The organism is Paenibacillus sp. G2S3 (assembly GCF_030123105.1).
GTDB lineage: Bacteria > Bacillota > Bacilli > Paenibacillales > Paenibacillaceae > Paenibacillus_AQ.
Window position 1 is genome coordinate 1,538,618 of record NZ_CP126095.1, and the last position, 25,847, is coordinate 1,564,464.

Below are 25,847 nucleotides of genomic sequence, written 5' to 3' on the forward strand. Positions count from 1 at the left end.
ATCATGAAGCGTTACGAAGATTTGTCACCGTCCCTGCGCTGCATTATGACTCCGGGTCCGGTGGAGGTTGATCCGCGTGTGCTGCGGGCGATGTCTTTTCCGGTGCTGGGGCAGTTTGATCCAGAGTTCACCGATATGATGAATGAAACGATGGAGATGCTGCGAGAGCTGTTTGCTACCCGAAATGCATGGGCTTACCCTATAGATGGGACCTCTCGTGCAGGTATTGAAGCGGTGATGGTCAGCTTGATCCTGCCGGGTGAGCGTGTGCTGATTCCGATCTTTGGCCGCTTTGGACATCTGCTTCATGAGATTGCTGAGCGCTGTGGCGCTGAGGTATTCGTTCTGGAAAAACCTTGGGGAAGTGTGTTTGAACCGGGGGAAGTAATAGCGGCTATGGAGACTTTTAAGCCAAATGTGGTGGCGATGGTGCATGGTGAGACCTCTACAGGGCGTGTGCAGCCACTTGCGGAAATTGGCAGAGCCTGCCGCCAGATGGATGCTCTTTTTATAGTTGATGCAGTTGCAACTCTAGGGGGCATTCCTGTCGAAACGGATGCTTGGATGCTGGATGCGGTCGTAGGAGGTACACAGAAATGCCTATCCGTACCTTCCGGAATGGCACCGATAACGTATAATGATCGCGCAGAAGCTAAGCTCATGACCCGGAAGCGAGTGGAGCGTGGGATCAGAACTAGTGATGTTCAGCCTGGTGAATTGTCTTTTGTCCGCAGCAATTATTTCGATCTAGGCATGCTTCAGGATTATTGGAGCCCGCAGCGTCTTAATCATCATACAGAAATGACCTCTATGCTCTATGCACTGCGGGAAGGCTTGCGGATTGCGCTTGAAGAAGGACTGGATGCCAGATTCGCCAGACATCTGCTCCATGAAAAAGCACTTATAGCTGGGTTAACAGCGATGGGGCTTGAGCTTTACGGGGAGCCTTCCTGCAAACTTACCGTTGTCACCTGTGTGCTGATTCCTGAGGGCATAGACGGGGAGTCCGTACGCACGCTGCTGCTGGAGCGGTTCGGCATTGAAATTGCCAGCTCCTTTGGACCTCTGAAAGGAAAGATCTGGCGTATTGGCACGATGGGCTTTAGCTGCCGTACGAATAATGTGCTGCGTTTGCTTGGAGCGCTGGAAGCAGCTTTGCTACGAAACGGATTTGGAGTTGCTTGCGGACTTGGTGTTCAGGCGGCACTTGACGTATATGAGGAAAACGTAAGATAATCGTTGGAATAGATGCTGGCGGGTGAGTTCATACCAGGGGCACGTCCGGAGTGTTGGACAATCTTTGGATTAAGAAAACGGCTATCATCTATAGGGATGACAGAGCCGTTTTTTCGTACAATATCAGATTTGCCAATCATGATAGCAACACAGCCGATGGTTAGGCAATCCTCTATTATTATGAATCTATTCACTACATCAAGAACGCACTTGGATACTAACGGGGGAGAGATGAAGATGACAGCTTTTACAAGAAAGCCTTTAGCAGATTGTGTACCTGAGCTAGTGGCTACGGCAAGAGGAGATAAACCAGCAACACTGGTAATTACAGGCGGGAAGCTGGTCAATGTTTGCTCTGGTGAAATTTTGGAAGGAATGTCTGTTGGTATACAAGGTGGACGTATCGCTTATGTTGGTAAAGATGTGACACATATGATTGGTGAAGGAACAGAGGTTATTGAGGCGAACGGCAAGTATATAGCTCCAGGACTACTCGATGGCCATTGTCATATTGAGAGTACACAGCTGACCGTTACTGAATTCTCTCGTGCGGTTCTGCCGCTAGGCACAACAGGTGGTTTCTTTGATGCCCATGAAATTGCTAATGTATTTGGCCTGAAGGGTATTGGGTTGATGCTGGATGAAATGCGGGGTACGCCTTTAGCTGCTTACATGCAGGTAGCTTCTTGTGTACCTGCGGCAGGTGCAGAATTCGAGACAACGGGAGCTTCTATTGGACCAGATGAAGTGGCAGAAGCCTTTACTTGGGGACCCGATGTGATTGCGCTGGGTGAAGTGATGAACTTTCCTGGCGTTGTTTATGGGGATGAGAAAATGCTGGGGGAAATTCAAGCTACGCTGCGGGCAGGCAGATTTGTAGATGGTCATTTCACATGGCCTTCCAGCGACTGGAGACTGCCCGTGTATGCTGCGGCAGGTGTGACTGGCGATCATGAATGTGTGACGGCAGACGATGTGATTGAGCGCGTTCGACTAGGGATGTATGCCAAAATGCGCCGTGGTTCAGCTTGGCATGATGTAGCTAAAACAATTACAGCCCATACAGAACACGGAATTGATACACGCCGAATGATGCTGGTAACGGATGATCGTAGCTCAGAATCCTTGCGAGATGAAGGGCATATGAATTTCGTTCTACGCGATGCTATTGCTCAAGGTGTGAAGCCTAAAACGGCTATCCAAATGGCCACCATTAATACTGCTGAACGCTTCGGTCTAGCGCGCGATATTGGTTCTATTACTCCGGGTTCTTATGCAGATATCATCCTTCTGGACGGGAATTTGGCAGATATTAATGTAGTGCTGACCATTGCCGCAGGTGTAGTAGTTGCCGAGAACGGTGTGATGACAGCAGAGCTTGCTAAATTCACTTATCCGGAGGAAGTGTTGGCTTCGGTACACTTGCCACAGCGTCCTACCGCAGAAGATTTTATCATCGCTGCGCCAATTGAAGCAGGTGAACTTACTACAAGGGTAATTAAAGTAAGAGAAAATCATGTGGAGACCATTGAGCGTATGGTTTCAATACCTGTAGTTGCGGGGCAGCTGGATGTAAATGCTGTAGAAGGTCTATGCAAAATCGCCGTGCTCGAACGGCATAAAGGTACAGGCAATAAATCCGTGGCCGTTGTAGAAGGCATTGGATTTAAAGAGCCAGCTGCCATTGCGATGACAGTTGCCCATGATAGCCACAATGTACTGGTCATCGGCAACGATGATGAGTTAATGGCTAAAGCTGCAAATGCGGTCGCTGATGCCCAGGGTGGAGTTTGCATGATCACATCCGGTGGAGAAACATTATTCCCGCTGGCCATTGCCGGTCTAATGTCCACAGAGCCATTTGAGATTGCTGCGGAGAAATCTGCTGCGATCAGCACAGCGCTATATGATGCCGGTTGTACTTTGAACTATGCATTTATGACTTTATCGCTGCTTGCATTGGCGGTTATACCGACGTTACGCATCACAGATAAAGGACTTGTTCGGATCTCGCCTGAAGGCATAAAGTTAGTGCCGCTTTTTGTTAACTAAAATTAACTGAATAATAATTAGGCAAAAGACTGTTTTGAGGTCGTTTATGACCATTCAGAACAGTTTTTTGTTGAAAAAATAAGAAAGACAAAGTTTTTAAATATACATATTAAACAGATGGACAAAGATTGAAACATTTTTCTATGGAAATAATGAAAAAATATTAACAAAGCGTAGTCAGCTGACGATAATAATGTTAAATTAGATAAAAATTAAAGTGAATGGTTGGAGTTAATTTTACATTATTGGCATAAAACGAAATTATAGATATCATCAGGTTTCAGGTAACCCAACTAAGAGGGACGAGGTGCATGAGAGATGATCAGACTAGAAACGCAAGACATTCTGAATATTAGCATGAAGCAAATTGCTACTATTTTTAAAATGAAGCCGCTTGAGCTGAGATTTGTCACCGATTTTCAGGGTGAGAAATATCTCTTAACCAATGATAAGCTACACCTCAGCAACCAGCAGTATTGGGCAAAGGTTATGGAATGTGTCTTTGATGATCATGTTAGACCTGTGCTAATGTGTGAGGTGTTATATTTCCTTCGTAACGAATTTTTGGAAAGTGATATCAAGATATGCTTCTCTTATGATTACGCAGAGGATGGGAATGGAGAAGCCACAGCAACGGCTGAAGTATCGTTTAATGATTCGGCTGATTTGCAGCCGAGTGAGATTGCCGAGCTGATCGACTTTGCATTGACCTTACAGGACAAGCAATGGTTCCATGAACTGACTACTAAATATAAGCAGCTTACAGCATAAGCATCTTAGTGATCCTTAGATCCTATGAACGGACACAGCAAACCGTCTTATCTCAGCAGAGAATATCTGCGGACAAGACGGTTTTTTTGTATTACCAGCCCATGGCATTTCGTTCAACATGCTGAGCTAAAAAATGAAGCCAGTCCTCATGATTATTCAAGCAGGGAATCGCAGTGAAGTCTTCTGCAAGTCCTCCTCCAGCCTCAAATTGCTCACGCCCTTCTATTGCCAGCTCATGCAACGTTTCCAAACAATCGGTTACAAGGCCTGGTGAGAAAATCAAAGGTCTACGAATTCCTCGCCCAGCAAGCTCTCCTAAAACATCTGCAGTAGAGGGTCCTACCCACTCTTCGCGTCCGAAGCGTGATTGAAAAGTAAGCTGCCAGCTTCCGGATTCCCAATTCATAGCAGATGCGAGAAGGCGTGCTGTTTCCATACATTGCTCTGGATAGGGATCGCCTGTATCTGCATAACGTTTGGGGATCCCGTGGAAGGTCAGCACGAAATAATCAGGATCAGAGCTTAGAAGTGCGATTTGCTCCAGCAAATGCGACTTCATGGCTGCGATATAACCGGGTTCATTGTAGTATGCATCTATAAATCTGAGAGCAGGAATAAGGCGCTTCGTTACTGGTCCAGTGGAGCTTTGGCGTCCTAGTGCAGCAAAACTCGCCTGATCGAATACGGAAGCAGTCGTAGTGGACGAATATTGAGGGAATAAAGGCACTATGAGGATGCGTGTGACTCCGGCAGCTGCCAATTTGTTCATCGCTTGTTCCATACTTGGTTCGCTATACGCTAAGCCAAGCTCTACTTGATACCGTGGGCCTAGAAGCGCTTGCAAACCCGATTGCTGAGCTAAGGAGTGGGAGAGTAGAGGTGATCCTTCTGTTGTCCATATTTGTCTATACAGCTCAGCTGACCTCCGGGGACGTGTCCGCAGAATAATGCCACGCAGCAAAGGCTGCCAGAACAAAGGTGAATAATCTATGATTCGGCGATCGGATAAAAAGCGTTTCAGATAAGGACGTACCGCTTTTGCAGTAGGTGCAGTAGGTGTGCCAATTTGGGCGATTATAACTCCAATAGGTGGCTGTTTGTTCAAAGCTTTGAACTCCTTTCCCATGTTAGAGATCGTTCTAAAATAGCACATCTATTCTTGGATACACAATAATCGAGATCACTTTATCTATATTGGGAAGAGGAAGTTGGTGTATTTGTTTGGAAAAAACAATGGAAAATCACATTTATGAGTCAATAGTGATGTTTCTTATAGGGGATGTGATTTTAGATACAGAGGAGTTGCGGAAAAGTTTGGTAGTATCAAACCAGAAATTGCTTGAAAAAGCGTCTTCATTTTTTTCTAACATTATATGTGAATTATTTCACCTTTTATGCGGGTTATTGTAAAAAGGAAGGAATGAATAGATTTTAGGCATTCTTTTTTTGGAGTTTATGGGTCGTGCATAGGCATGAGAGGGGGGATGAGTTCTTATGAAGAGAGAAGTGATGCTTCATAAGAAGAGAAGGGGCGCCGTGAAAGGTAAGTTTGGTTAAGAAAAGCTATATATCACTGGGGATTTGGTAAAGGAGAATTTTATTGAAAAAACTAATTTCTTTAACGGTTAGCGCGGCAATATTGTTAGCACCATTTGCTTACACACTTAATGTGCCTGCTTTGAACTTGAAGGTGGACGCAGTATCCGCAGCTTCTGAAGAAGCGGATGCACCAGCAGCCAAACCAACAGCAAAACCAGCAGCAACAGCAAAGCCAGTAGCAACTCCAAAAGCAACAGCAAAACCAGTAGCAACACCAAAGCCAACAGCAAAACCAGTAGAAACACCAAAAGCAACGGTAAAACCTGTAGCAACACCAAAGGCAACAGCCGCAACGACAAAACCAACTACAACGCCAAAAGCAACCGTTGTTCCAGCAGCTACAGTAGTTCCAACTGCGACTGTTAAGCCTGTGCCTACAACATTGCCGGTTACAGTTAAAGAAAATGTATATCAAGATGGAGTTTATGTAGCTTATGGCGATGCTTACTCTAAAGGTACCGAAGGCGCTAAGATCGAAATTAAAGATGGGAAAATTACTAGCATCGATCTCCGGAGAACCAGCCCTAAGCTGATCGATCGAGATGCCCGTAACAATTATAGCGCTTTATGGCAAGCTTATGGATTGATGAAGAATAAATTGATTGGCAAGACAAGAGATGGAGCAGCTGCAGTAGATGCTGTTTCGGGAGCTACACGCTCTAGTAATGGATGGAAATTGTCTGTAGACAGAGCGTTTGAAAGAGCTCTAACAGTGAAAGATACAGATGCAATTTACTTTGATGGTGTTCATATGGGCATAGATCCTACAGGTAAATATGCAGTATTTGCAACCTACGAATCCAATAAGCTCACAGCTGTTAAAGTGTACCCGCTGAACAGTGCTGGTGATTTCGTAGATGAGAAGGCTTACACAGCTGAGCAATCCGCAGCAGTTGCAGCTATAACGCCAGCATTGCTGGCTAAAGGAACAGCTGCTGAGTCTGTTGCAGGACTCGAAGCCGACTTTAAGGCTGCGATTAATGCTTTCTGGGATGCTGAGCAGAATGCAAAGATTAACAATACTTCTGCTTATGTAGATGGTTTCTATTCCTCTTATGGAACTGCTAGAAGTGTTGGTGTTGAAAGAGCTGACATCGTGATTCGCAACGGTAAGTTAGTGGATGTGAAGCTGTTCAGACTTGGGAACAACCTCATTGACAGAGGCGCAACGGCTTATGCAGAAGTTGTAAAGGCTAATGCTCCAATGACAGCTAAGTTGCTTGCTAATGGATCTTACTTCGCTAACTATGATGAGAAAGTAGATGGAATTTCTGGCGCTACAGAAAGCAGTCACGGCTGGAATCAGGCTGTAGAGAGAGCTTTCGAAAAAGCACTAAAAGTTCCTGGTGAAGCTAAATATTTTGACGGGAAATTCGCAGGTGTAGATAACCAATCTAAGGTGTTACTACTTGTTGATGCTGCTTCAGATACAGTTACAAACATTAAATTAAGCTTGTTTGGAACTGACGGTAAGCTAATCGCTGATGACAAGCTAAGTGCAGAACAAAAATCGCTGGTGGGTACACTTACTTCAGGATTACTTGAAAAAGGTGTGCAAATGTCCGATATCACGGGTCAAGAAGAATTATCCGCAGCTGCCAAAGCTGCACTGACTGATACTTTGACTAATGCATCAAAGGTTCAAGGAACCTACAAAGACGGGACCTTCACTGCATTTGGTGATGCCTATGATAAAGGGACTAACAGAGCAGACGTTACTCTTCGTAACGGTAAAATCGTAAATGTTGCCTTGTATCGTGTAGGAATGAATCTTGTAGATAGAGGCAAAGCTGCTTACCCAGAGGTAGTGAAAGCAATTCCACAATTGACTTCCAGCTTCCTTGCAGCAGGTACTAGAGAAGGTGTGCAAGATGTAGACGCTGTTTCCGGTGCAACTAGTAGTAGTGTAGCTCTCAAGACTGCGGTGGATAGAGCATACGGAAAAGCTGAGATTGTTGAGGCTAACAAAGCAGCTTACTTCGATGGAATCTTCATTGGTGTGAGTGCAGATAAGCTTGTAAATGTCATGACGTATGTAGAACATGGCGTTCCTGTTAAAATGCTCGTTTACTATCTAGATAAAAACGGAAGCACAAGAACGGTCAACCAATTGACAGACGCTGAGCTGGTTGTGAAGAGCGAGATTGAGTCGACTTCAACGGGCTATAGCTTGCACAAGTATGGATATCGCGCAGCAGCCTTCGGAAATAACGATGCCGAGAAAGAAGTATCTGCTAAAGTGGTAGAAGCTATTAAATCAGCGCTTGAATCCGCTGGTAAATAAGCGATTTTCAATCAATTGTTAATCTATAAATGGGGTTATTCTAGAGCCATATTATGGCCCGTGGAGTAACCTCCTTTTTCTACCTGTACATAAAAATGAAAATAGATCGTATAGTGATTAAAGGGATTTTGGACGTGAGTGTCTAAAGTTTAATATAGAGAGCAGGTTCAAAGCCTGTTATTAATAGGAGGCTTCAACATGACACAAATTAAACAGCTCGCTCCACAGGATGAATTTGTTGGCTTTTATCTCTTAAGAGAGCTAGCAATTAAACAAACGAACGGTACCCCTCCAAAGGATTACTTTGACCTAGTCTTGGGGGATTCGAGTGGACAATTGTCCGCAAAATATTGGGATGCCAGCACTACCGATAAAGAAACTTTTTTTCCTATGGCACTGGTGAAGGTTCGCGGGATTGCGCACACTTATCGAGAGAAATTGCAAATCAAAGTAACCAAAATCAGATTGGTGAACGATGAGGATGGCGTTGCGCTTACGGATTTCATTCGTTCCGCTCCTATTCGTCCAGTAGACCTTATTCATACGATTAAAGGGGTTATGGCAAGTATCACAGATCCGGAGATTGCTTCAATTGTCTCCTTTTGTGTAAACAAAGTGGAAGAGAAATTGATGCATTATCCGGCTGCCAAGACGCATCATCATGCTTATTTTGCCGGACTTGCTTATCATATGGTTCGTATGCTGGAGATCGGGGATTTTCTGTGCAAGCAGCGTCCGTTCTTGAATCCGGATTTGATGAAGGCTGGAATTATTCTGCATGATATCGCGAAGCCGGAGGAGATGATCTCTCAGCTCGGAATTGTCTCAGAGTATAGCGTTCAGGGTAAATTGATAGGTCATATCTCGATGGCTTCTAACTGGATTACGGAAGCGGCCATCCGCTTAGACATTGATTTGAATTCGGAGAAGGTTCTGGCATTACAGCATCTCGTATTGTCACACCATAACCTGGGCGAATGGGGCAGTCCTGTTCAGCCGCAGACGGCTGAGGCCGTAGCACTGCATCATATTGACGCGATGGATGCGAAGCTGCAAATGGTAGAGGATGCGCTAGATACCACGCCAGAAACCGAAGAATGGACGCCGTTCATTAGAGGTCTGGAGAATAAGGCAGTTTATCGGATGAAAATCTAGCGTGTTGCGTTGATCTTGGTTGGTGATCTGGATGAACCGATGGGATGTTCACTGATCGCTGAGAGAATATACGGAATTCTTACCTATAATTAGCCCGCAAAGGTTCAATTTGTAGTCATTATACGGAATTCCTCCCTGTAATTCTTATGAAATGCTTCAATTACACCTGAACCTTAAGAAAATATAGGGATAAATTCCCTATACCTCCGTCGTATAGAGCTTAAACGCAGAATTACAGGGAGCTATTCTCTATAGTGCAAACTGCGAGATATGGCTATAATTCAATTGACCTTTACAGAAGAAAAAAGTATATTCCTCCATCTATGCAAAACACCCAACGAGCTGTAATGAGCCTGTTGGGTGTTTTTTGCTAAATAACTTAATATATTCTTATAAATAGAAGTTTTTCGTTCTTTGATTGTTCACAGGTTTCTTAGCAGGTTTACTCTTTCGAGCAGAAAAAGGAGTGTATCCCTCAGCAAACATTGTTCCGCTAGTATACCCTTGGCTGCTAGAGAGCAAAAGCGGGTCCAGGTGTGATTCTCGCTCCATAAGCATTAATAGAACCAAGGCGGCTGCGCGCGCGTCATCGAGAGCGTCATGGTGCTTCAGCTTAATACCGAAATGCTCGGAGACTACATTAAGTTTATGAGAGGGAAGGTCGGGCAGCATTTTTTTGCCTAATAAATATGTACATAAGTATTGAAAGCTTGGATAGCTTAGGGACATTCCATCTAGGCAATACCGCAGTACACTCATATCAAAAGCGGCATTGTGTGCCACAACAGTTTGCCCGTGCAGCAAAGGTTCAACGGTGGGCCACAGTTCATCGAAGGTGGGTTGACCGATTACCATGGAGGGTGTGATACCATGTATCGAAATGTTCATGCCGTCAAAACGCTGCTGGGGGTCAATTAGCCATGAATGTTCTGTGGTGATCACACCACCTCTAACTTCCACAAGTCCCAAAGCACAGGCGCTGGATCGACTGGAATTCGCCGTTTCAAAGTCTATTGCAATAAAGTCCATTCGTAAAGCTCCTTATCTATCATATATACATTCATATTAAAGTAGTAAAATAATAAATACAATCTAGTACAAGTACAAAAGAAAAGCCAGGATATTCTACATAATAGAATTGTCATGGCTTTTAGGGCTGTGGTTATTAATTATAGTTATACTCTATACTTCTCCCCCAGCAGCGATGTAAGCATCAAGTACCCGTTTGAGTGCTGCTTTTTGATTTGCACTGATGGTTCTATCCTCTTTTCGTTGATCTCCTTCAAGACGCATAATGGTTTTCTCGGATTCAATGAGCTGAGTCAACATCTTGATTTGTGATTTGTTGAGTGTTTCATCATGATATTCCCAAACCCCCGGACTATTAATATCCGTGCTCATATCTCTTTCTGCTCCCATAAATCCAGGGTCTATTTCAAATTTTTGACCATCTATATTAAAGACGTAATTCTTAATGAATATCCAGCTATCACCGGTGTATTGTATTTTTAAGCGTAGCCCAGAGGTTATTTGTCCATCCTTGATTCCAAAATAAGCGTAAATGCCATTTTCATTGATGTACTTTGGCGCTTCTTTATCTTGATACCATGTAATGCCTTCAACTTCATCTACTGTTTTCACCATTTGTGCAAGAGCCGCATCTTGCTTGGCTTTGATAGCAGCAGCTTCTTTTTCTTTTTTCTCTGCATCCGCTTTAGCATCTGCATCTGCTTTTTTCTTTGCTTCTGCTTCTGCAGCAGCCTTCGCCTCTGCGTCAGCCTTCGCCTCTGCGTCAGCCGTAACCTGCTCAGCATCATTTTGGGCTTCAGCACTTACAGTAGTCGAATTATCATTGCTGTTTGTCGAAGTTTTGGTAGTCGTATCTGCTGTTTGAAGGGTTTTATCTGAGTCGGAGTTTCCAGCAACCACTGTAAATACAATCATTAAAATAAAGGAAAGCAGGGATAAAATAAATTTAATCTTTGCAGGTTTTTTCCGTATTGCGGAGACAATCCCAATGATTCCAAGTGTAATAAAAGCGAGAAAACAAATAACGATTAAAAATGCCATTTTACAATTCCCCCTAAGATAAAAAAGGTGTTTTTGTGTAAAGAATCCACATTTTATGAATATTGGATAACTATTCTACGTATAGTTTAATAGAAAGATGCGGTTTTATCACCATAATTTTCTTTTTTATAACAAAATATTGAATTGATTTGATAGTTTCGTTATCTTGCTATCCTATTCAAGAATCCGTACACTGCGAAATAGGTGTTGTATATTATTGTTAAGCTCAGATACGGGAGGAAATGCTTTGGGAGCTGTAATCACTAAATTTTTTGAATATGGGCAAGCAGAAATCGATTACCTCGGAAGTGTGGACCCAGTGCTAGGTGCGGCGATGGAGCCAATGGGGAAAGTGGAACGTGTGATTATTCCGGATCTTTTCACTGCGCTTATCTATGCCATAGTGGGTCAGCTAATATCAGTCAAGGAAGTTCGAACCATCTGGACAAGAATGCAGACTCAATTCGGAGAAATAACTCCACATCAGCTAGCTAAACACACAGCGGATGAGATTCAGGGCTGCGGTATGACGATGAAAAAGGCGGTTTGTATTCATGACATTTCCAAGCTGATTGCTGATGGGGAGTTTAAGCTGGAGGAATTGCATGGGTTATCAGATCAAGAGGTTATTCAAAAACTCATGAAGCTAAAAGGAATTGGCAAGTGGACAGCAGAGATGATGCTAATCAATTGTATGGAGCGCCCAGATGTAGTTAGTTGGGGAGATATCGCTATCCGTCGAGGTATGATGAAGCTGTATGGGCTTGATACGCTTACCAAAGAGCAATTCGAACAATACCGTCTCAGGTACTCACCACACGGTTCAGTAGCATCCATATATTTATGGGAGATTTCATTTCAATAATTAATAAGCAGGGAGCATTACAGTGGACAAAACAATTAAGGAACAGCTAGTGGAGTTAGCAGATGCGGACTACCAGAAGTTTTCTGCGGCTTTACTTCCGACGATTGATAATGTGATAGGGGTACGTTTACCGGAGCTGCGTAAGCTCGCCAAAACCATTGCAAAGGGGGACTGGAGAGCTTATTTGGAGCACGCCGAGTCTGATTATTTTGAAGAAGTAATGCTGCAAGGTATGGTACTTGGTTATGTGAAGACTGATCTTGAAGAAATTCTGCATTATATTGCAAACTTTATTCCTAAAATCGATAACTGGTCGGTATGTGATAGCTTTTGCACAGGGCTGAAGTTTACCTTGAAGAATAAAGAGCAGATGTGGGACTTTATAGTGCCGTACCTTTTATCTGAAAAAGAATATGAAATTCGATTTGCGGTAGTAATGATGCTGAATTTCTTTATCGAAGAGGCGTACATCAACCAGGTTTTACAACTTCTCGATAAGGTCAGACATGAAGGATATTATGTAAAAATGGCGGTTTCTTGGGCGCTTTCGATGTGTTATGTGAAGATGCCTGCGGCTACGATAGGTTATTTGAGAACCAACACTTTAGATGATTTCACCTATAACAAGGCTTTGCAGAAAATCACAGAGTCTTACCGTGTAGATCCGGAAACGAAAAAAATGATTCGCGGGATGAAGAGGAATAGAAAAAACAAGCCCCTTATTTAGCTCAATAGCTGAGAAATAAGGGACTTGTTAGTATATTTATTTTTTGTCGGTATTGATTTTCCGGTTGCGGATACGTTCAATTTCATCGTCAACAGCACTACGAAGGTTGGGATCAATGGACGAAGCAACGCCTGCGCCTAAGTTGGATTTATACTTGGAGTTTTCCGCCAGAGCTTCCCACTCGAAAATTTTCTCTTCCATTCGTTCGAAGCCACGTGAAGCAGTACCTACATTCGGTCCTTTTACACTGTTGCTATGAGGAGCTGAGCTTAGTGTTTCTGTGGCTTGTTGAGCACGAGCGATAAGTTCAGTTCTTTTCGCTTTAAGATGTTCGCGCTCTTCTTTAGCTCTAGCGATATTGATCTCCAGCTCTGCCAGGGATTGCTGAGTTTGTGCCTGACTATTGATACTCTCTTCCAGCTGTTCTGCATACCGCAGCTTGGCCATAAGTGCAAGGCGTGCTCTTTCTTCATTTCCTTGCTCAACGGCTTGAACGGCTTCGGCTTCGCTTTGCTCTATCAACTGTGTATATTCTTGCTTGCGACGTTCCAATACACTCGCTGTAACTTTTAAATCACGCTCATTGCGCTCTGCCGTAGCTATTTCGTTCTCAAGATCGCGTAGATACTGACCCGTCAGTAGCACTGGGTTTTCTAATTTGTTCAGACCTTCGTGTAGGGCAGCTTTAGTAAGGGTGGAAATTCTTTTGAATAAACTCATGTTATATCTCTCCTTAGTATGTTTGATTGGTACTAAATGACGATCTGTTAATAGAAATCATGTCCATCTGAAAAGCTGCCAAAAGGTTCTTTAGGGACGATGATACTGGCGATAAAGTAAAAGATAAGTACGGTACCGAAGCTGAAAAGTGCTGCGGCAACAGTTACGAGACGGATAATTGTGGCATCGATGCCTGACCAACTGGCAAGACCTCCGCATACACCACTAATCTTCTGGTCACTTCTGGAACGATATAATTTTTTCATTTATTATTGTCATCCTCTCTTATGGGGGTGATTGTTATTAAGTCTTGCAACCCGCTTGCTTATGTACTCATTGTATAGCCTTTTCGAATGCGGAAAAACGGCCTGAAGGCGGTTTTAAATACCAGACCTGAGTCGAGGTTCGTTCCCGCAGGAAGGCGGGGGAAATAAGTTCATGATTGTGGATGAACTACAAATCGCGGTTGAAGTTAGGTACAATAAAGAGAGGAATACTTGTGGCAGTGTCGAAATATGCTTATATATGACTACTACGGAATTGGGGGCTGAACATGAGCTTTTTTAACAAGGTAAAGGCAGGCGTAAGCGAGGCTGGGAATAAAGCAAAGACAGTGGTGGAGATCAATCGTTTGAAATTACAGAACAACAGCAAGCAGAATGACATTGACCAGCAGTATCAGGTAATGGGTAAACTGTTGTTTGAAGCTGTAACACAAGGAGCAGGACCACTGCCGAGTGAGCAGATCGAGAAGAATATTTCCCGTATTCTTGAACTGAAGTCGGAGATTGAGGTCAATCTGCAGCAAATTGCCGGGTTGTCTGATGTGAAGCATTGTAAAACATGTGGTGGTAATGTGGCAATCGAGGCTCGCTTTTGTCCGAGTTGTGGATCAACTTTTGAAGTGTCAAATGAACCTATTCGTGATGTAACACCATCGTCGATTACTTTGGATAAGAAAGAGTAAATCTTAATGCTTACAAAAAATAAAAGGGCAGCCTTAATGGCTGTCCTTTTTTATTTTTAAGGAGAAATGATATTTAGTCTTTGGCAGCATGACGTTTCTTAAAATAATACACAATTAGCAACATAAGCGGCAGAACAAATGCACAGGTGAAATCCCAATCTACCCAATAGGCGGGTATTTCCTTTACATAGAAAATGATGTCTTTGGCAATCAGTTGTGACATACCAAATAACAAAAATCCAGTGGGTATAATCAGAGGACGGTGGCTTTTGAGTTTAAATAATTGGGCTGTACCTAATGATAAAGCATAGTAATAAATAGCTGTTTTGAAGTACGTGCTGATAATCCATGCTGTAGCCATAAGCGCTTCAATACGTTGCAGAGAATTAGCAATATTAATTTTTTGAGCAAGAATATATGCGGCATAAAATTGATGTTCGGAAGCGTAAACACCAAGAACGGTAATGGAAAAGAATAAGATGAGGTTAAGTCCCAGAGCTCCGATGATCAAGGCTATGAAAATATCCCGGCTTGTTTTGCTATTCTTCTGAGCATAAGGATAAATCATAAGAAACACGCACAATTCACCAAAGGGATAAAAAACACCATACATCAAAGTATGGAGCATGTCCGGTACTGGTGTGTTCATGATGGGGTATAAACGTTCCATTTTGACATCGGGAGTTAGCAGAAGCAGCAGACCGATCAAAAAAACAGCAAACAAAGGGAAAAAGAGCTGAGCTGCCCGTCCCAATGTTTCCAGACCAAGCCGTACGCCATATACCAGCAGAAAAATGGCCATGAAACGGATAACACCACCGGGTGTTTTCTCGTAAATCTGTGTACACATGAAATCTTCAATTTCTCTTATGTATGTGGCGGCGGCAATCAGAAAGAACCCTAGATAGAACAAGGCTACAGCAGTTCCGGCCCATTTTCCTAAAATTTGTAGGCTAAGCTCGATGATATTCTTGTTAGGTTCAAGGTCTGCTATGCAGAGTAACAATTTTATGGATGCTAAACCTAAAGGAATACTGATCAAAGCAGCAATCCATGCATCTTGTTTCGCTCCTGATATCATTAACGCTGGATACACAAGCGCCATATCCCCAATAAAAGTGAATAGCCCGAGTATAATCATTTGATTGGTACTAATTCGATCTTTCTCCAAACTCATATACCCCCTCAAATGTATTGGACTAGTTTTAGTATGGTTGTAGTTACCAGAATTATGCCATTCTGAATTTTTAAGCAGAAAGGAATAATTATCAAAATTAACATCAAACTATACTCATAAATCTAGGTGAAGTGGAGGCTACATCATGAAGAGTTCGGAGACTGGTACACTATCAAAGCGATTGAAAACCAATATTGATCAGTTGTACGGATTGCTGGGTGGAAGTTCTGATGTAGTGATAAAAGAATTGCAGATAGAAGAAAATACTCATATTTCTTTGATTTACATAGATGGTCTTGTGGATACTCAGGTGCTGCATAATTCAATTTTGTATTCTTTGCAGGAACATATTCCTTATGAACAGCTAGGGAAGCTTGAGCCCGAGCAGAAAATTGAGATCATTAAGAAACAGATATTAATAGCCGGTGATCTAACCGTCATTGTTGATTTCAGCCAATTTATACACGAATTATTGTCCGGTAGTGTAATGCTGCTGCTCGATGGGACATCCACCGCTCTCCGGATCGGTTTACCTGGCTGGGAAGATCGCAATGTAGGGGAGCCGAGTTCCCAATCGGTTGTACGAGGTCCAATGGAAGGATTCACTGAGAATTTGCGGACGAATACGGCACTGGTGCGGCGGAAAATAAAGGATAGCCATTTATGGCTGGAAACCGTTCAGATCGGAAGGGTGACTCAAACCAGTGTATCCATTATGTATCTAAACAACATCGCGAATAAGGATTTGGTGCAAGAAGTAAAACGCCGTCTGAATAAAATTGATACGGACAGTATTCTCGAAAGTGGATATATTGAAGAATTTATTCAAGAGACGGTATTTACACCTTTTCCTACCGTATACAACAGTGATCGTCCGGATACGATTGCAGCAGGTATTTTGGAAGGAAAAGTGGCCATTCTTGTTGATGGAACTCCTTTTGTACTATTGGTACCCACATTTTTTGTGGCATTTTTTCAGTCTGCCGAGGATTATTACCAAAGGGCCGATATTGGAACATTGCTGAGATTAGTTCGTTTTATTTCATTTTTTATTACTTTGCTTGCACCTTCATTGTATGTTGCGATTACTACGTATCATCAGGAGATGATACCGACCAATCTTGTAATCAGTTTAGCTGCCCAGCGGGAGAGTGTTCCTTTTCCTGCTTTTGTTGAGGCGCTGATCATGGAAATGACTTATGAGATTTTGCGGGAGGCCGGGGTACGGATACCTAAAAATATTGGACAGGCGATTTCCATTGTCGGAACGTTGGTGATTGGGCAAGCAGCGGTTGCAGCAGGTTTTATTTCATCTGCAATGGTCATTATTGTATCGCTTACAGCCATTTCTAGTTTTGTTATTCCGGAGACAGGAATGTCTATAGCTGCGCGAATGATCCGTTTTGTGCTAATAGCTTTGGCCGGATTTATCGGATTATATGGAATTCTATTCGGTATTTTTATTATCGTACTGCATTTGTCGAGCTTGCGTTCTTTCGGAATGCCTTACATGAGTCCGCTCGGACCTTATAATTCAAAAGATTTAAAAGACTCTATTTTTCGCTTTCCGTGGCCTTTTTTAAAGACAAGACCTGCTGAGAACAAGACGCAGAATCTATTTCGTCAAAGTACATCTAGTGATGAGGAATCAACACAATGAATAAAAAATTAGCTAGAGGCGTTCTCCGATTGATGATCGCTCTCCAATTTACGTTAGTGCTAAGTGGCTGTTGGGAAAGAAAGGAGCTGAATGAGGTAGCCTTTGTCCTGGGGATAGGGATCGACAAGGCTGACATTGGTTATACAGTTTCGATGCAGGTCGTTATTCCATCTGCGATTTCCTCACAAGCGAATGGAGGAGGGGGAGGCAGCGGAGTCCCTGTAGTTGTTTATAAATTTACGGTACCTACGTTTTATGATGCACAGCGTAAGTTGAATCTGGATAGCGCTAGGACGAGTTATCTCGGTCATATCCGGGTGTTGGTTATTGGGGAGGAGCTTGCCCGCTCCGGAGTGGGCGAGATACTGGATGTATTTAAAAGAAGTCGGGAACCACGTATGGATTTCTACGTGATGGTAGCGAGAGATACAACCGCCAGCGATGTCTTGAAAGTCCTTACACCTATGGATAAATTACCGGCAAACAAATTATTTAGTTCGCTAGATAATTCTTATAAAGATTCAGCAAAAACAGTCGCCGTCACGCTGGATGATTTTATCGAAAATTTATTATCTCAAGGTGAAAATCCCGTACTGACCGGAGTGGAAGTTATGGGAGATCCCGAAGAGGGAGAGGACAAAAGCAATGTAGAGCGAACAATGCCTAAGGCGAGATTGGAATACCATACTGTAGCTGTGTTCAGAAAAGACAAACTAATCGGTTGGCTAAACGAGAGTGAAACGATTGGTTACAATTATATCAACGATAAGGTAACGTCACATTCTGGCCCGGTAGCTGGGGAAGACGGAAAGCCTATTGTTATCGAAGCGATCCAGGCTTCAACCAAACGCAAAGTGAAATTTATTGATGGGGAGCCGCATATTTACCTTAATGTGAAGGCGCTTTGCAATATTGAAGAAGTGCAAAGTACAGAGAATTTGGAATTGGAAAGCACCATAAAACGTTTGGAAAAGGAAACAGAAGAACGGATTATAGAGCGGATGCAAAACACTGTGGAGCAAGTAAATAATCGCTTCAATGTTGATATTATGGGATTTGGACAATCAATCTACCATGCCAGTCCTAAAGCTTGGGCAAAGCTACAGCAAAAAAAGGGCAACGATTACCTTAAATCATTGCCCATCCATTATAGTGCCTCAGTAGTTATTAACCGCGTAGGTCTGACAGATAATTCTTTTCTTGAAAAAATCAAGGAGTGAGTCAAATGGTGTTATTGTTTTTTTTGGTGCTTGCCGTAGGTTGTATGGCACTTGATTTGCCTAAATTAATGCGAAAGCGCCGAGTACGTGATCTTAGCGTATATTTTATATTTTGGATTTTGGGACTTGGCGCGACCGTATGCGCGTTGTTAAAATTGAACATCCCGAGTCCTCTGTATCTGATTATTTTTATCTATAAGCCAATAAATAATTTATTTGGAGTATGGTTTCATTAACAACGACGGATTTACAAATTATCAAACCCCTTAGAATAAGCATCGGATAAAACTTCTGGTTTATCTGATGAAGTTCTAAGGGGTCTATTTTTATGACGATCAAAACCAAATTCTCAATGGTTGTAAAAGCAGATTAAAATATTGATTGCTATATACAATTAAATACAATAAAGTTGTCATATAGAGGATAATTTTGTCGATTTTTCTGCAAAAATGTTCCAATCCACATTGCATCAGGTGATATTAGGGTCTATGAGGTTCGAATCCTCCTCCTGAAAAAGACATAAGAAAGTGGTGCGCATAATGAGTAGCAACAGATTTGAGAACAAAGTAGTTATTATTACAGGTGCAGGTACCGGAATCGGAAAAGCTACAGCCTTAAGAGTAGCAAGAGAGGGCGGTACTGTAGTAGTTGCCAATCGATCAGATGCTGGCGCTAACACAGTCGAGGAAATCAAGGCTCTAGGTGGGGAAGCGATGTTTGTTCGGTCAGATGTTTCTCTCGAAGCAGACTGCAAAAATATCGTAGATCAAACATTAGCAGCTTATGGTAAAATTGATTGCCTATATAATAACTCAGCAATTACAGGAGATAATACGGATGTTATAGACTATGATCCGTTGTTGTTTCAAAAAGTGATTCAGACAAATCTCACTAGCCAATTCTACATGTTGCATTATACATTACCTCATATGAAATCTGGCGCCTCCGTTCTAAACTGCTCCTCTTTGCATGGTATTTTTATCGGGATGGCCAATGATGCAGCCTATTCGGCAAGTAAACATGCCATTGTGGGGATGACTAAATCGGTTGCCAAAGAAGTAGGTCACCGGAACATTAGAGTAAATGCTCTTTGCCCTGGACCTATCCCTACACCAACCATGAACAGATATGAAAAGCTGTTGTCTGACGATGTAGAGATGCTTCAATCTCTTATTGCTTCTGGAACGGCTCTAGGTAGATATGGTACGCCTGAGGAAGTCGCTGCTTTTGCATGTTTCCTTCTAAGTGATGAGGCTTCGTTTATTACAGGTACAGCACATGTGATTGACGGGGGCTATTCCGCAACAAAGTAATCATGGATTAATCTACTTATGTAAAAACTAATATATAGTATCTAAGGTTTTGCGGCGTATTCTGATTTCAAAATCCTGTAGGATGAATGGACTGGAATCGGAAGTCGCACGCAGAGCCTTTTTTAGTTGTCTAAAAAACAGATTCTTCGTATGTTGACAAATTGAATGGTTGCAAGAGACAGCAAATACACAAAAATGAATGAATTAAGGAAAATATGACCATGGATTTGTTGGAATTTGTAGAAAATTGTATTTTAATATAAATAAAAAAAGAAATTTGTCGATAATAATATAGGTAATATGTATTAGTTAATATTCTAGAAAGGGTGTTGTTATAAAAACGATACAGGAAGTAGATGTCGTCGCCCTGAAAAAGCCTGGGGCGGATATTTTTTGTTTGTGAAGCTACATACATTTCATCTCTATTATTAAAAAAATAACTTTAAAACTTGGAGGAAAAAAATTATGTCATACACAATTAAGTACAACCAAAATGAGAACCATATCGATGTAGTATCTATTGATTTTTCAGCTGAAGATGTTCCAGGATACCTGAAAGATTTTGAAAATATCATGAAGCTTGTTAAACCTAAATTTACAGGAACAACTGATGTAACTGAATCTAAAAGTGTACTTACTCCTGAGGTTGCAGCTATGCTAGCCCCTACTGGTGCGATGGCGAGTGAAGCTGGTCAAGCAGGATGGGCTTATGTAACTAAAAATCCAATTTGGAAGATGCAATTGAAACGGATTTTTGGTAGAGATTTTGCAGATGCTTACGATACCTACGAAGAAGCTAGAACATACCTAAAAAGCTTGCAATAATCTAATAGTACAGTTAGCAAAAAGTGCGGAGAATTTTCTCCGCACTTTTTTGTTCTATCTATTTTTAAAATTGAAAATCTTCATCTTTCAAAGGCTCCACGTTAAGCGCCCGGACGTATCCGTTACCTTTTTTCGAGAAGAAATCATGCTGCTTGGTGTGGGTACTGATGCCATTCTGAACAATCGGATTGATCTCTTCCTCGTCGAAGAGCGGATCATGACCCAGATTCATCATGGCTTTGTTAGCATTGTATCTAAGGAAGGTCTTGACCTCGTCAACCAGTCCGATGGGAGCATAGATCTGCTCGGTATAACGTTCTTCATTCTCATGCAGCAGTCTGAGGAGGTCTACTAACTTCTGGTGAAGCTCGCGTTGTTCGTCTTCTGGGAGCACGTCAAAGATCTCCTGCGCCAGTACACCGACATAGACGCCATGGATGCTCTCATCACGCAGAATAAGGTCGATGATCTCACCGCTGCATGTCATTTTGCCTTGGCCAGCTAGATAAAGCGGGTAGAAGAAGCCACTGTAGAACAAGTAGCTTTCGAGCAGCACTGAGGCTGCCATGGCAAGGTACAGATCTTTGGGTGAATCTATTTTTTTGTAATATTGTGATATGGTCTCTGCCTTGAACTGCAGATAAGGGTTCTCTTCAACCCAGCGGAACACACTGTCAATCTCCTCCGTGGAGGACAAAGTGGTGAAAATGCTACTGTACGATTTGGCGTGGATCTGTTCCATCATGCCCATAAAGCCAAGTACAGCCTTGCGCTGAAGACCTTCGACATGCTCCATAATCTGCGGCATACCTACTCCGCCTTGAATCGTATCCAGCAGCGTGAGTCCGCCGAGTACCTTCATATAGGAGTCCTTTTCTTGCTCACTGAGCGTGAGCCAGGACATTTTATCATCGGATAATGGGATTTCATCGTCCGTCCAGAATTGCATAATGTTCTGATTCCAGAACATCAATGAGAAATCGTCGTCAGGACGGTTCCAGTTAACGGCTTGGATAGCGGTCATAATATGGCAATCTCCTTTTCTGCGGCTATAGCCTTCCAGTTAGATCGAGCAGGTGAGGCATTCCTCAACGGACAGCTTTTTGGTCCGGGTGTAATACAGCGACTTCAGGCCTTTATGCGCCGCGTACAGATAGGAGCGGGCCAGTTCTCTGGTTGAGACATCGCTGTTCACATGCAGAACGGTCGAGATGCCCTGATCGATATGGGGCTGAATTTCCGCGATCAAATCTATCACCTTGAACTGATCCATTTGGTAAGCCGATTTATAGAAAAATACATTGTCCGGACGCAGGTACGGCATCGGATAGTAAGTCGTTGAATTGGCATAAGTCCGTGTTTCAATCTGCTCTACAATAGGCATAACGCTTGAAGTAGCATTTTGAATATAGGAAATGCTGGCTGTTGGCGCAATTGCCAAACGGTAAGCATGGTAGAGGCCATTTGCTTTTACTGCATCCCGCAGTTGTTCCCAGTCTGCTGGGGATGGGATGAAAATATCTCCGAACAGCTCTTGTACCCTTGGCGTTACAGGGCGGTAATCCGTAGTCAGGTAACGCTCAAAATAAGCTCCTGTAGCATAATCAGAAGCCTCAAATCCATGGAAAGACCGGCCGGTTGCAGCAGCGATCTCCATGCTTTTCTCCAGTGAATGGTAGTTCATGGTCATGAAGAAGGTCCGGGCAAAATCGCGAGCCTGTTCGCTCTCATAAGCGATCTTGTTCTTGGCCAGATAGCCGTGCAGATTCATGACGCCGAGACCGACGGAGTGCATCTCTTTGTTAGCTTTGGCTACGCCTGGGGCATTAGAGATGCTGGTCATATCGCTGACTGCAGTCAAGGCGATCATGCCTTCATGTACCGATTCACGGATTTTGCCATGCTCCATCACGTTGACAATGTTCAAGGAAGCCAGATTGCAGCTTACATCACGGCGGATGGTATCTTCCTGTCCGTAGTCAGCAATTTCTGAGGTTTCCTGCAGCTGGAAGATTTCCGTGCAGAGGTTGGACATTTTGATCTGTCCAACGTTTTTCAGGGCATGGGCCGCATTAGCGTTGCTCTTGTTCATAATATATGGATAGCCAGATTCCAACTGGATCATGGCAATTTTGGTTAGCATATCCCGCGCGCTCATGGCCTTTTTCTTTTTGACACGTGGATCAGCTAGCAGCTTATCGTACATATCATCCAAATCCATGTCATCAAGATGCGTGCCGTAGGCCTTGTACACACTGTAAGGGGCAAATACATAGAGTGGTTCATTGTCCTTCGCCAGCTTATAGAAGCGATTCGGAATGATCAGGCCGATGGAAAGGGTTTTGAGTCTTGTTTTTTCATCGGCGTTGATCTTCTTACTGTCGAGAAATTCAAGAACATCCCAGCCAAAAATATTGTAGTAGGCGGCTCCAGAACCTTTACGTTGACCCATCTGGTCAGCATAGGAGAAGCCGTCCTCCATCAGCTTGAGCACAGGTATAATGCCCTTAGCCGCATCCTCGACACCCTTGATTGTCTCTCCGCGGGAACGGAGCTTGGACAGGTTGACAGCCACGCCGCCGCCAATCTTCGATAGCTGCATGCAGGTATTGAGCACATAGTTGATCGAATTAAGCGAGTCGTCCATTTCGATAAGGAAGCAGGAGACAAGCTCACCGCGACGGCTCTTGCCGGCATTTAAGAAGGTAGGAGTCGCTGGCTGCAGGCGCTGCTCCATCATCGAACGGGCAAGCATGCCCGCAGTAGCGGCGTTCCCGCGTCCAAGATGAAGGGCAACTGCCGCCACACGGTCCGGGTAATGCTCTAGGTACTGCTTGCGGTCATTGGTTTTTACAGCGTAATCCGTGTAGAACTTCGAAGCTGCCATATAGGATGGAAAACTGAAGTTATAAGAATGGGTAATTTGGTAGACTTCTTCAATCTCTGCCAAGCTGTACTGCTCATAAAAATTTTCGTAGAAATCCTGTTCAATCATATAATCAACCTTGGCTTTTGTATTCGCAAAAACCAAGCTTCGCCGTTCTACATCCCGCATAAATTCGGCTACTGCCTCAAGGTCTTTATCCAATTGAAAAAAACCACTTTCGTCTCTCTTCATCAACATGTTGTTTAATTCAATATGCCGCAACTCGGCTCACCTCCTGTTTAATTCGTTCCACATCACCAAATGTGCCCGATAGCTCAAATTTACCGATAACTGGTACATTGTACCGATCTGCAATCAAGTCTGCGCTATGCGCGAACAGCTCGCCCCAGTTCTTGTTGCCGCTGGCGGCGATGCCTTTCAAATTGGAATTATTGTTCTTCAAGAAAGTAGACACCTTCTCTGGAATCTGTCCAAAGCCGGTGGTATATGTAATAAGCACATAGGGCTCATCAATGGTCATATGCTCTTCAATCTGCACAGCTGGCAGCTTAAGCTTACCAATGAAGCGTTTGACGTTTCCCGTTTTCGAATCGTATGCGACTAGCATGGAGTCTCTCCCCCTGTATATATTAATGTAAAGATTGAATAGATAAGCTATAAATCCTGGAAAATCATGTGCATACTATATTTAGTGTGCGTTGTTTATTTTAATTACTATATGTTGAAAAGTCAACATAAAAAGTGCTTCCTAACAAGTTGGAAATTGGTCTAGTAATCGCTCTATTAAAGTGTTAATATCCCGAAAATACGCAGGATATTGCAGTTTTCTAAGGCTGCTGTACTGTATTTCGTGCCGGATCTTGCTGCATCTTTTTTTATCATGACAAACTAGCGTCACTCCGTCGTGCAGAACTGTAATAAGAGTAAGATTACCTGTATTCACTACATGTTCAGGCATGTGGAATTTAAGTTTATTAGAGGGGGAACGAGACCAACAAAGGAGGAGATATATCACGGGCAAGAAATATGTTTCTGATATTAGAGAATCTTTGCAACTTGTTGCATGTGAAAGTACATGGGCTTAATTGGGCAGCAGATGGATGAGATCATTAATGAAGCTAAAGCGGAGAGACTTAGGCATGGGCTGTACAATTTCCCCCGTACATGCACTTCTAGGCATCTACCCACATACAATAAGATGACCATGAACCCGTAAGGCTAACAGATCGGTTTCATTGTACAAGTGCGGGAGGTGTCGCCAAGTTGCCTGGATTCTTAAGTACGATCGCGTTGCTAATCAAAGAACTGACGTTGCTGGTATCCTACGTAAGGAACAACGCATTTCCACAGCCGCTCTCGGAGCAGGAGGAAAGCAAATACTTAGGCATGATGGCTGAAGGGGATGCAAAAGCCCGGAATTTGCTTATCGAGCACAATTTGAGACTTGTCGCCCATATAGTAAAAAAATTCGATAATACTGGGGAAGACATGGAGGATCTGATCTCCATCGGAACTATTGGTCTGATCAAAGCTATTGAAAGCTACCGCCCGAACAAAGGGACAAAGCTAGCCACTTTTGCTGCCCGATGTATCGAAAACGAAATTCTGATGCACTTAAGATCTTTGAAGAAAACACGGAAAGACGTATCTCTGCACGATCCAATTGGGACAGACAAGGAAGGAAATGAAATCACGCTGATCGATATCCTTGGTTCGGAAGCGGATGATGTTATTAAAGAAGTGGATTTGAAGATCGAGAAGAGTAAGATTTATCGTAATCTTGATATTCTGGATGACCGAGAGAAAGAAGTTGTGGTGGGTAGGTTTGGGCTGGATACAGGTGGAGAAGAGAGGACGCAGCGGGAGATTGCCAAGGAGTTGGGGATCTCGCGGAGTTATGTTTCGCGGATAGAGAAGAGGGCGCTCATGAAGTTGTATCATGAGTTTTATAAGGCGAAGCGGTAAGACTGATGACAATTACACAGTAATAATCCATTAATAATAAAACTTGAAAAGCGACTTGTCTAAGGATGAGTCGTTTTTTGTGTAGATAGGGTTCACCCTACTTATGATACGGTTCACCGTAACATCTATAGAGCGAAATACAGGTAATTCTCATACCTATACCGTTTACAATTCCTCTTTCTGTAAATTGCCTAATAGCATCACTAGCATATGATCCTTCAATATCAGAATAACTGACTGTTATATCCTGTTGAAACAGTCACTCATAAGTATATTTCTTCTTGATTGATAGGCATTTTGCTCTCAATCCACCAAGTTACTAAACTAAGCACGGCTCCGATGTACGCCTCTATT

General features: G+C 43.0%; 23 protein-coding genes. 14 read left to right on the top strand and 9 right to left on the bottom strand.

Annotated elements, in window-relative coordinates:
• The first annotated feature begins 3 nt into the window (after positions 1 to 3).
• The 3 genes from QNH28_RS06875 to QNH28_RS06885 all read left to right on the top strand — a co-directional run bounded on the left by QNH28_RS06875 (position 4) and on the right by QNH28_RS06885 (position 4,059).
• On the top strand, positions 4 to 1,236 hold the full coding sequence (locus QNH28_RS06875) for a pyridoxal-phosphate-dependent aminotransferase family protein (protein ID WP_283910723.1): 1,233 nt from the start codon (positions 4 to 6) through the stop codon (positions 1,234 to 1,236).
• Between the two features lie 231 nt (positions 1,237 to 1,467).
• Positions 1,468 to 3,288 carry an adenine deaminase gene (locus QNH28_RS06880; protein WP_283912071.1) on the top strand — a complete coding sequence of 607 codons (1,821 nt, stop codon included), beginning with the start codon at positions 1,468 to 1,470 and terminating at the stop codon, positions 3,286 to 3,288.
• A 318-nt stretch (positions 3,289 to 3,606) separates the two neighbouring features.
• Positions 3,607 to 4,059 (top strand): IDEAL domain-containing protein, encoded by a 453-nt coding sequence (locus QNH28_RS06885; RefSeq protein ID WP_042185792.1) that lies wholly within the window; start codon positions 3,607 to 3,609, stop codon positions 4,057 to 4,059.
• A gap of 91 nt (positions 4,060 to 4,150) precedes the next feature.
• On the opposite strand, the gene hemH is transcribed toward QNH28_RS06885, so the two are convergent.
• Positions 4,151 to 5,164, bottom strand: a complete 1,014-nt coding sequence (gene hemH, locus QNH28_RS06890) for a ferrochelatase (RefSeq protein WP_283910724.1) — start codon at positions 5,162 to 5,164, stop codon at positions 4,151 to 4,153.
• A gap of 495 nt (positions 5,165 to 5,659) precedes the next feature.
• On the opposite strand from hemH, the gene QNH28_RS06895 reads away from it, so the two are divergent.
• Both QNH28_RS06895 and QNH28_RS06900 read left to right on the top strand, forming a co-directional pair.
• Positions 5,660 to 7,942 carry an FMN-binding protein gene (locus QNH28_RS06895; protein ID WP_283910725.1) on the top strand — a complete coding sequence of 761 codons (2,283 nt, stop codon included), beginning with the start codon at positions 5,660 to 5,662 and terminating at the stop codon, positions 7,940 to 7,942.
• Positions 7,943 to 8,140: 198 nt separating this feature from the next.
• Positions 8,141 to 9,097, top strand: a complete 957-nt coding sequence (locus QNH28_RS06900) for a 3'-5' exoribonuclease YhaM family protein (protein ID WP_283910726.1) — start codon at positions 8,141 to 8,143, stop codon at positions 9,095 to 9,097.
• A gap of 390 nt (positions 9,098 to 9,487) precedes the next feature.
• Here QNH28_RS06900 and QNH28_RS06905 read toward each other — a convergent pair whose 3' ends face one another.
• Positions 9,488 to 10,126 (bottom strand): 3'-5' exonuclease, encoded by a 639-nt coding sequence (locus tag QNH28_RS06905; protein WP_283910727.1) that lies wholly within the window; start codon positions 10,124 to 10,126, stop codon positions 9,488 to 9,490.
• A gap of 153 nt (positions 10,127 to 10,279) precedes the next feature.
• Positions 10,280 to 11,167 carry a hypothetical protein gene (locus QNH28_RS06910; RefSeq protein WP_283910728.1) on the bottom strand — a complete coding sequence of 296 codons (888 nt, stop codon included), beginning with the start codon at positions 11,165 to 11,167 and terminating at the stop codon, positions 10,280 to 10,282.
• Between the two features lie 247 nt (positions 11,168 to 11,414).
• Here QNH28_RS06910 and QNH28_RS06915 point away from each other — a divergent pair, with 247 nt between their 5' ends.
• Complete coding sequence (locus QNH28_RS06915; protein WP_283910729.1) at positions 11,415 to 12,032, top strand: DNA-3-methyladenine glycosylase family protein; 618 nt, start codon at positions 11,415 to 11,417, stop codon at positions 12,030 to 12,032.
• Positions 12,033 to 12,054: 22 nt separating this feature from the next.
• Positions 12,055 to 12,759, top strand: a complete 705-nt coding sequence (locus QNH28_RS06920) for a DNA alkylation repair protein (protein WP_283910730.1) — start codon at positions 12,055 to 12,057, stop codon at positions 12,757 to 12,759.
• 36 nt (positions 12,760 to 12,795) lie between these two features.
• On the opposite strand, the gene QNH28_RS06925 is transcribed toward QNH28_RS06920, so the two are convergent.
• Both QNH28_RS06925 and QNH28_RS06930 read right to left on the bottom strand, forming a co-directional pair.
• Positions 12,796 to 13,479, bottom strand: coding sequence for a PspA/IM30 family protein (locus tag QNH28_RS06925; RefSeq protein WP_283910731.1), 684 nt, complete (start codon positions 13,477 to 13,479; stop codon positions 12,796 to 12,798).
• Between the two features lie 47 nt (positions 13,480 to 13,526).
• Complete coding sequence (locus QNH28_RS06930) at positions 13,527 to 13,745, bottom strand: PspC domain-containing protein (protein WP_283910732.1); 219 nt, start codon at positions 13,743 to 13,745, stop codon at positions 13,527 to 13,529.
• A gap of 287 nt (positions 13,746 to 14,032) precedes the next feature.
• Here QNH28_RS06930 and QNH28_RS06935 point away from each other — a divergent pair, with 287 nt between their 5' ends.
• Complete coding sequence (locus tag QNH28_RS06935; RefSeq protein WP_283910733.1) at positions 14,033 to 14,446, top strand: zinc ribbon domain-containing protein; 414 nt, start codon at positions 14,033 to 14,035, stop codon at positions 14,444 to 14,446.
• A 73-nt stretch (positions 14,447 to 14,519) separates the two neighbouring features.
• On the opposite strand, the gene QNH28_RS06940 is transcribed toward QNH28_RS06935, so the two are convergent.
• Positions 14,520 to 15,623: a GerAB/ArcD/ProY family transporter gene (locus tag QNH28_RS06940; protein WP_283910734.1), complete on the bottom strand. Its 1,104-nt coding sequence runs from the start codon at positions 15,621 to 15,623 to the stop codon at positions 14,520 to 14,522.
• Positions 15,624 to 15,768: 145 nt separating this feature from the next.
• Between QNH28_RS06940 and QNH28_RS06945 the strand changes: the two genes are divergently transcribed.
• From QNH28_RS06945 to QNH28_RS06965, 5 genes are all read left to right on the top strand, one after another.
• Positions 15,769 to 17,283 carry a spore germination protein gene (locus tag QNH28_RS06945; protein WP_283910735.1) on the top strand — a complete coding sequence of 505 codons (1,515 nt, stop codon included), beginning with the start codon at positions 15,769 to 15,771 and terminating at the stop codon, positions 17,281 to 17,283.
• Positions 17,280 to 18,503, top strand: a complete 1,224-nt coding sequence (locus QNH28_RS06950) for a Ger(x)C family spore germination protein (protein ID WP_283910736.1) — start codon at positions 17,280 to 17,282, stop codon at positions 18,501 to 18,503. The genes QNH28_RS06945 and QNH28_RS06950 overlap by 4 nt, the downstream gene beginning before the upstream one ends.
• 5 nt (positions 18,504 to 18,508) lie before the next feature.
• Complete coding sequence (locus tag QNH28_RS06955) at positions 18,509 to 18,739, top strand: hypothetical protein (RefSeq protein ID WP_283910737.1); 231 nt, start codon at positions 18,509 to 18,511, stop codon at positions 18,737 to 18,739.
• Between the two features lie 303 nt (positions 18,740 to 19,042).
• Positions 19,043 to 19,816, top strand: a complete 774-nt coding sequence (locus tag QNH28_RS06960) for an SDR family NAD(P)-dependent oxidoreductase (RefSeq protein WP_283910738.1) — start codon at positions 19,043 to 19,045, stop codon at positions 19,814 to 19,816.
• 465 nt (positions 19,817 to 20,281) lie between these two features.
• Entirely contained in the window at positions 20,282 to 20,641 is a 360-nt protein-coding gene (locus tag QNH28_RS06965; protein ID WP_076119924.1) for a hypothetical protein, read from the top strand.
• Between the two features lie 64 nt (positions 20,642 to 20,705).
• On the opposite strand, the gene nrdF is transcribed toward QNH28_RS06965, so the two are convergent.
• From nrdF to nrdI, 3 genes are read right to left on the bottom strand one after another with little or no spacing between them, the layout of a single operon-like run.
• On the bottom strand, positions 20,706 to 21,665 hold the full coding sequence (gene nrdF / locus QNH28_RS06970) for a class 1b ribonucleoside-diphosphate reductase subunit beta (RefSeq protein ID WP_283910739.1): 960 nt from the start codon (positions 21,663 to 21,665) through the stop codon (positions 20,706 to 20,708).
• 39 nt (positions 21,666 to 21,704) lie between these two features.
• Positions 21,705 to 23,789, bottom strand: coding sequence for a class 1b ribonucleoside-diphosphate reductase subunit alpha (gene nrdE, locus QNH28_RS06975; protein WP_283910740.1), 2,085 nt, complete (start codon positions 23,787 to 23,789; stop codon positions 21,705 to 21,707).
• A complete protein-coding gene (gene nrdI / locus QNH28_RS06980; protein WP_283910741.1) occupies positions 23,776 to 24,135 on the bottom strand; it encodes a class Ib ribonucleoside-diphosphate reductase assembly flavoprotein NrdI in 360 nt (119 codons plus the stop codon). Before nrdI ends, nrdE begins: the two co-directional genes overlap by 14 nt.
• A 656-nt stretch (positions 24,136 to 24,791) precedes the next feature.
• Here nrdI and sigK point away from each other — a divergent pair.
• Entirely contained in the window at positions 24,792 to 25,493 is a 702-nt protein-coding gene (gene sigK / locus QNH28_RS06985) for an RNA polymerase sporulation sigma factor SigK (protein WP_042125228.1), read from the top strand.
• Positions 25,494 to 25,847: the final 354 nt, after the last annotated feature.

Excerpts from the sequence above, each read along its gene's own strand:
- QNH28_RS06875 (WP_283910723.1), top strand. The coding sequence starts at position 4 with ATGAAGCGTTACGAAGATTTGTCACCGTCCCTGCGCTGCATTATGACT.
- QNH28_RS06880 (WP_283912071.1), top strand. The coding sequence starts at position 1,468 with ATGAAGATGACAGCTTTTACAAGAAAGCCTTTAGCAGATTGTGTACCT.
- QNH28_RS06885 (WP_042185792.1), top strand. The coding sequence starts at position 3,607 with ATGATCAGACTAGAAACGCAAGACATTCTGAATATTAGCATGAAGCAA.
- QNH28_RS06900 (WP_283910726.1), top strand. The coding sequence starts at position 8,141 with ATGACACAAATTAAACAGCTCGCTCCACAGGATGAATTTGTTGGCTTT.
- QNH28_RS06905 (WP_283910727.1), bottom strand. The coding sequence starts at position 10,126 with ATGGACTTTATTGCAATAGACTTTGAAACGGCGAATTCCAGTCGATCC.
- QNH28_RS06910 (WP_283910728.1), bottom strand. The coding sequence starts at position 11,167 with ATGGCATTTTTAATCGTTATTTGTTTTCTCGCTTTTATTACACTTGGA.
- QNH28_RS06925 (WP_283910731.1), bottom strand. The coding sequence starts at position 13,479 with ATGAGTTTATTCAAAAGAATTTCCACCCTTACTAAAGCTGCCCTACAC.
- QNH28_RS06930 (WP_283910732.1), bottom strand. The coding sequence starts at position 13,745 with ATGAAAAAATTATATCGTTCCAGAAGTGACCAGAAGATTAGTGGTGTA.
- QNH28_RS06935 (WP_283910733.1), top strand. The coding sequence starts at position 14,033 with ATGAGCTTTTTTAACAAGGTAAAGGCAGGCGTAAGCGAGGCTGGGAAT.
- QNH28_RS06940 (WP_283910734.1), bottom strand. The coding sequence starts at position 15,623 with ATGAGTTTGGAGAAAGATCGAATTAGTACCAATCAAATGATTATACTC.
- QNH28_RS06945 (WP_283910735.1), top strand. The coding sequence starts at position 15,769 with ATGAAGAGTTCGGAGACTGGTACACTATCAAAGCGATTGAAAACCAAT.
- QNH28_RS06950 (WP_283910736.1), top strand. The coding sequence starts at position 17,280 with ATGAATAAAAAATTAGCTAGAGGCGTTCTCCGATTGATGATCGCTCTC.
- QNH28_RS06955 (WP_283910737.1), top strand. The coding sequence starts at position 18,509 with ATGGTGTTATTGTTTTTTTTGGTGCTTGCCGTAGGTTGTATGGCACTT.
- QNH28_RS06960 (WP_283910738.1), top strand. The coding sequence starts at position 19,043 with ATGAGTAGCAACAGATTTGAGAACAAAGTAGTTATTATTACAGGTGCA.
- QNH28_RS06965 (WP_076119924.1), top strand. The coding sequence starts at position 20,282 with ATGTCATACACAATTAAGTACAACCAAAATGAGAACCATATCGATGTA.
- nrdF (WP_283910739.1), bottom strand. The coding sequence starts at position 21,665 with ATGACCGCTATCCAAGCCGTTAACTGGAACCGTCCTGACGACGATTTC.
- nrdI (WP_283910741.1), bottom strand. The coding sequence starts at position 24,135 with ATGCTAGTCGCATACGATTCGAAAACGGGAAACGTCAAACGCTTCATT.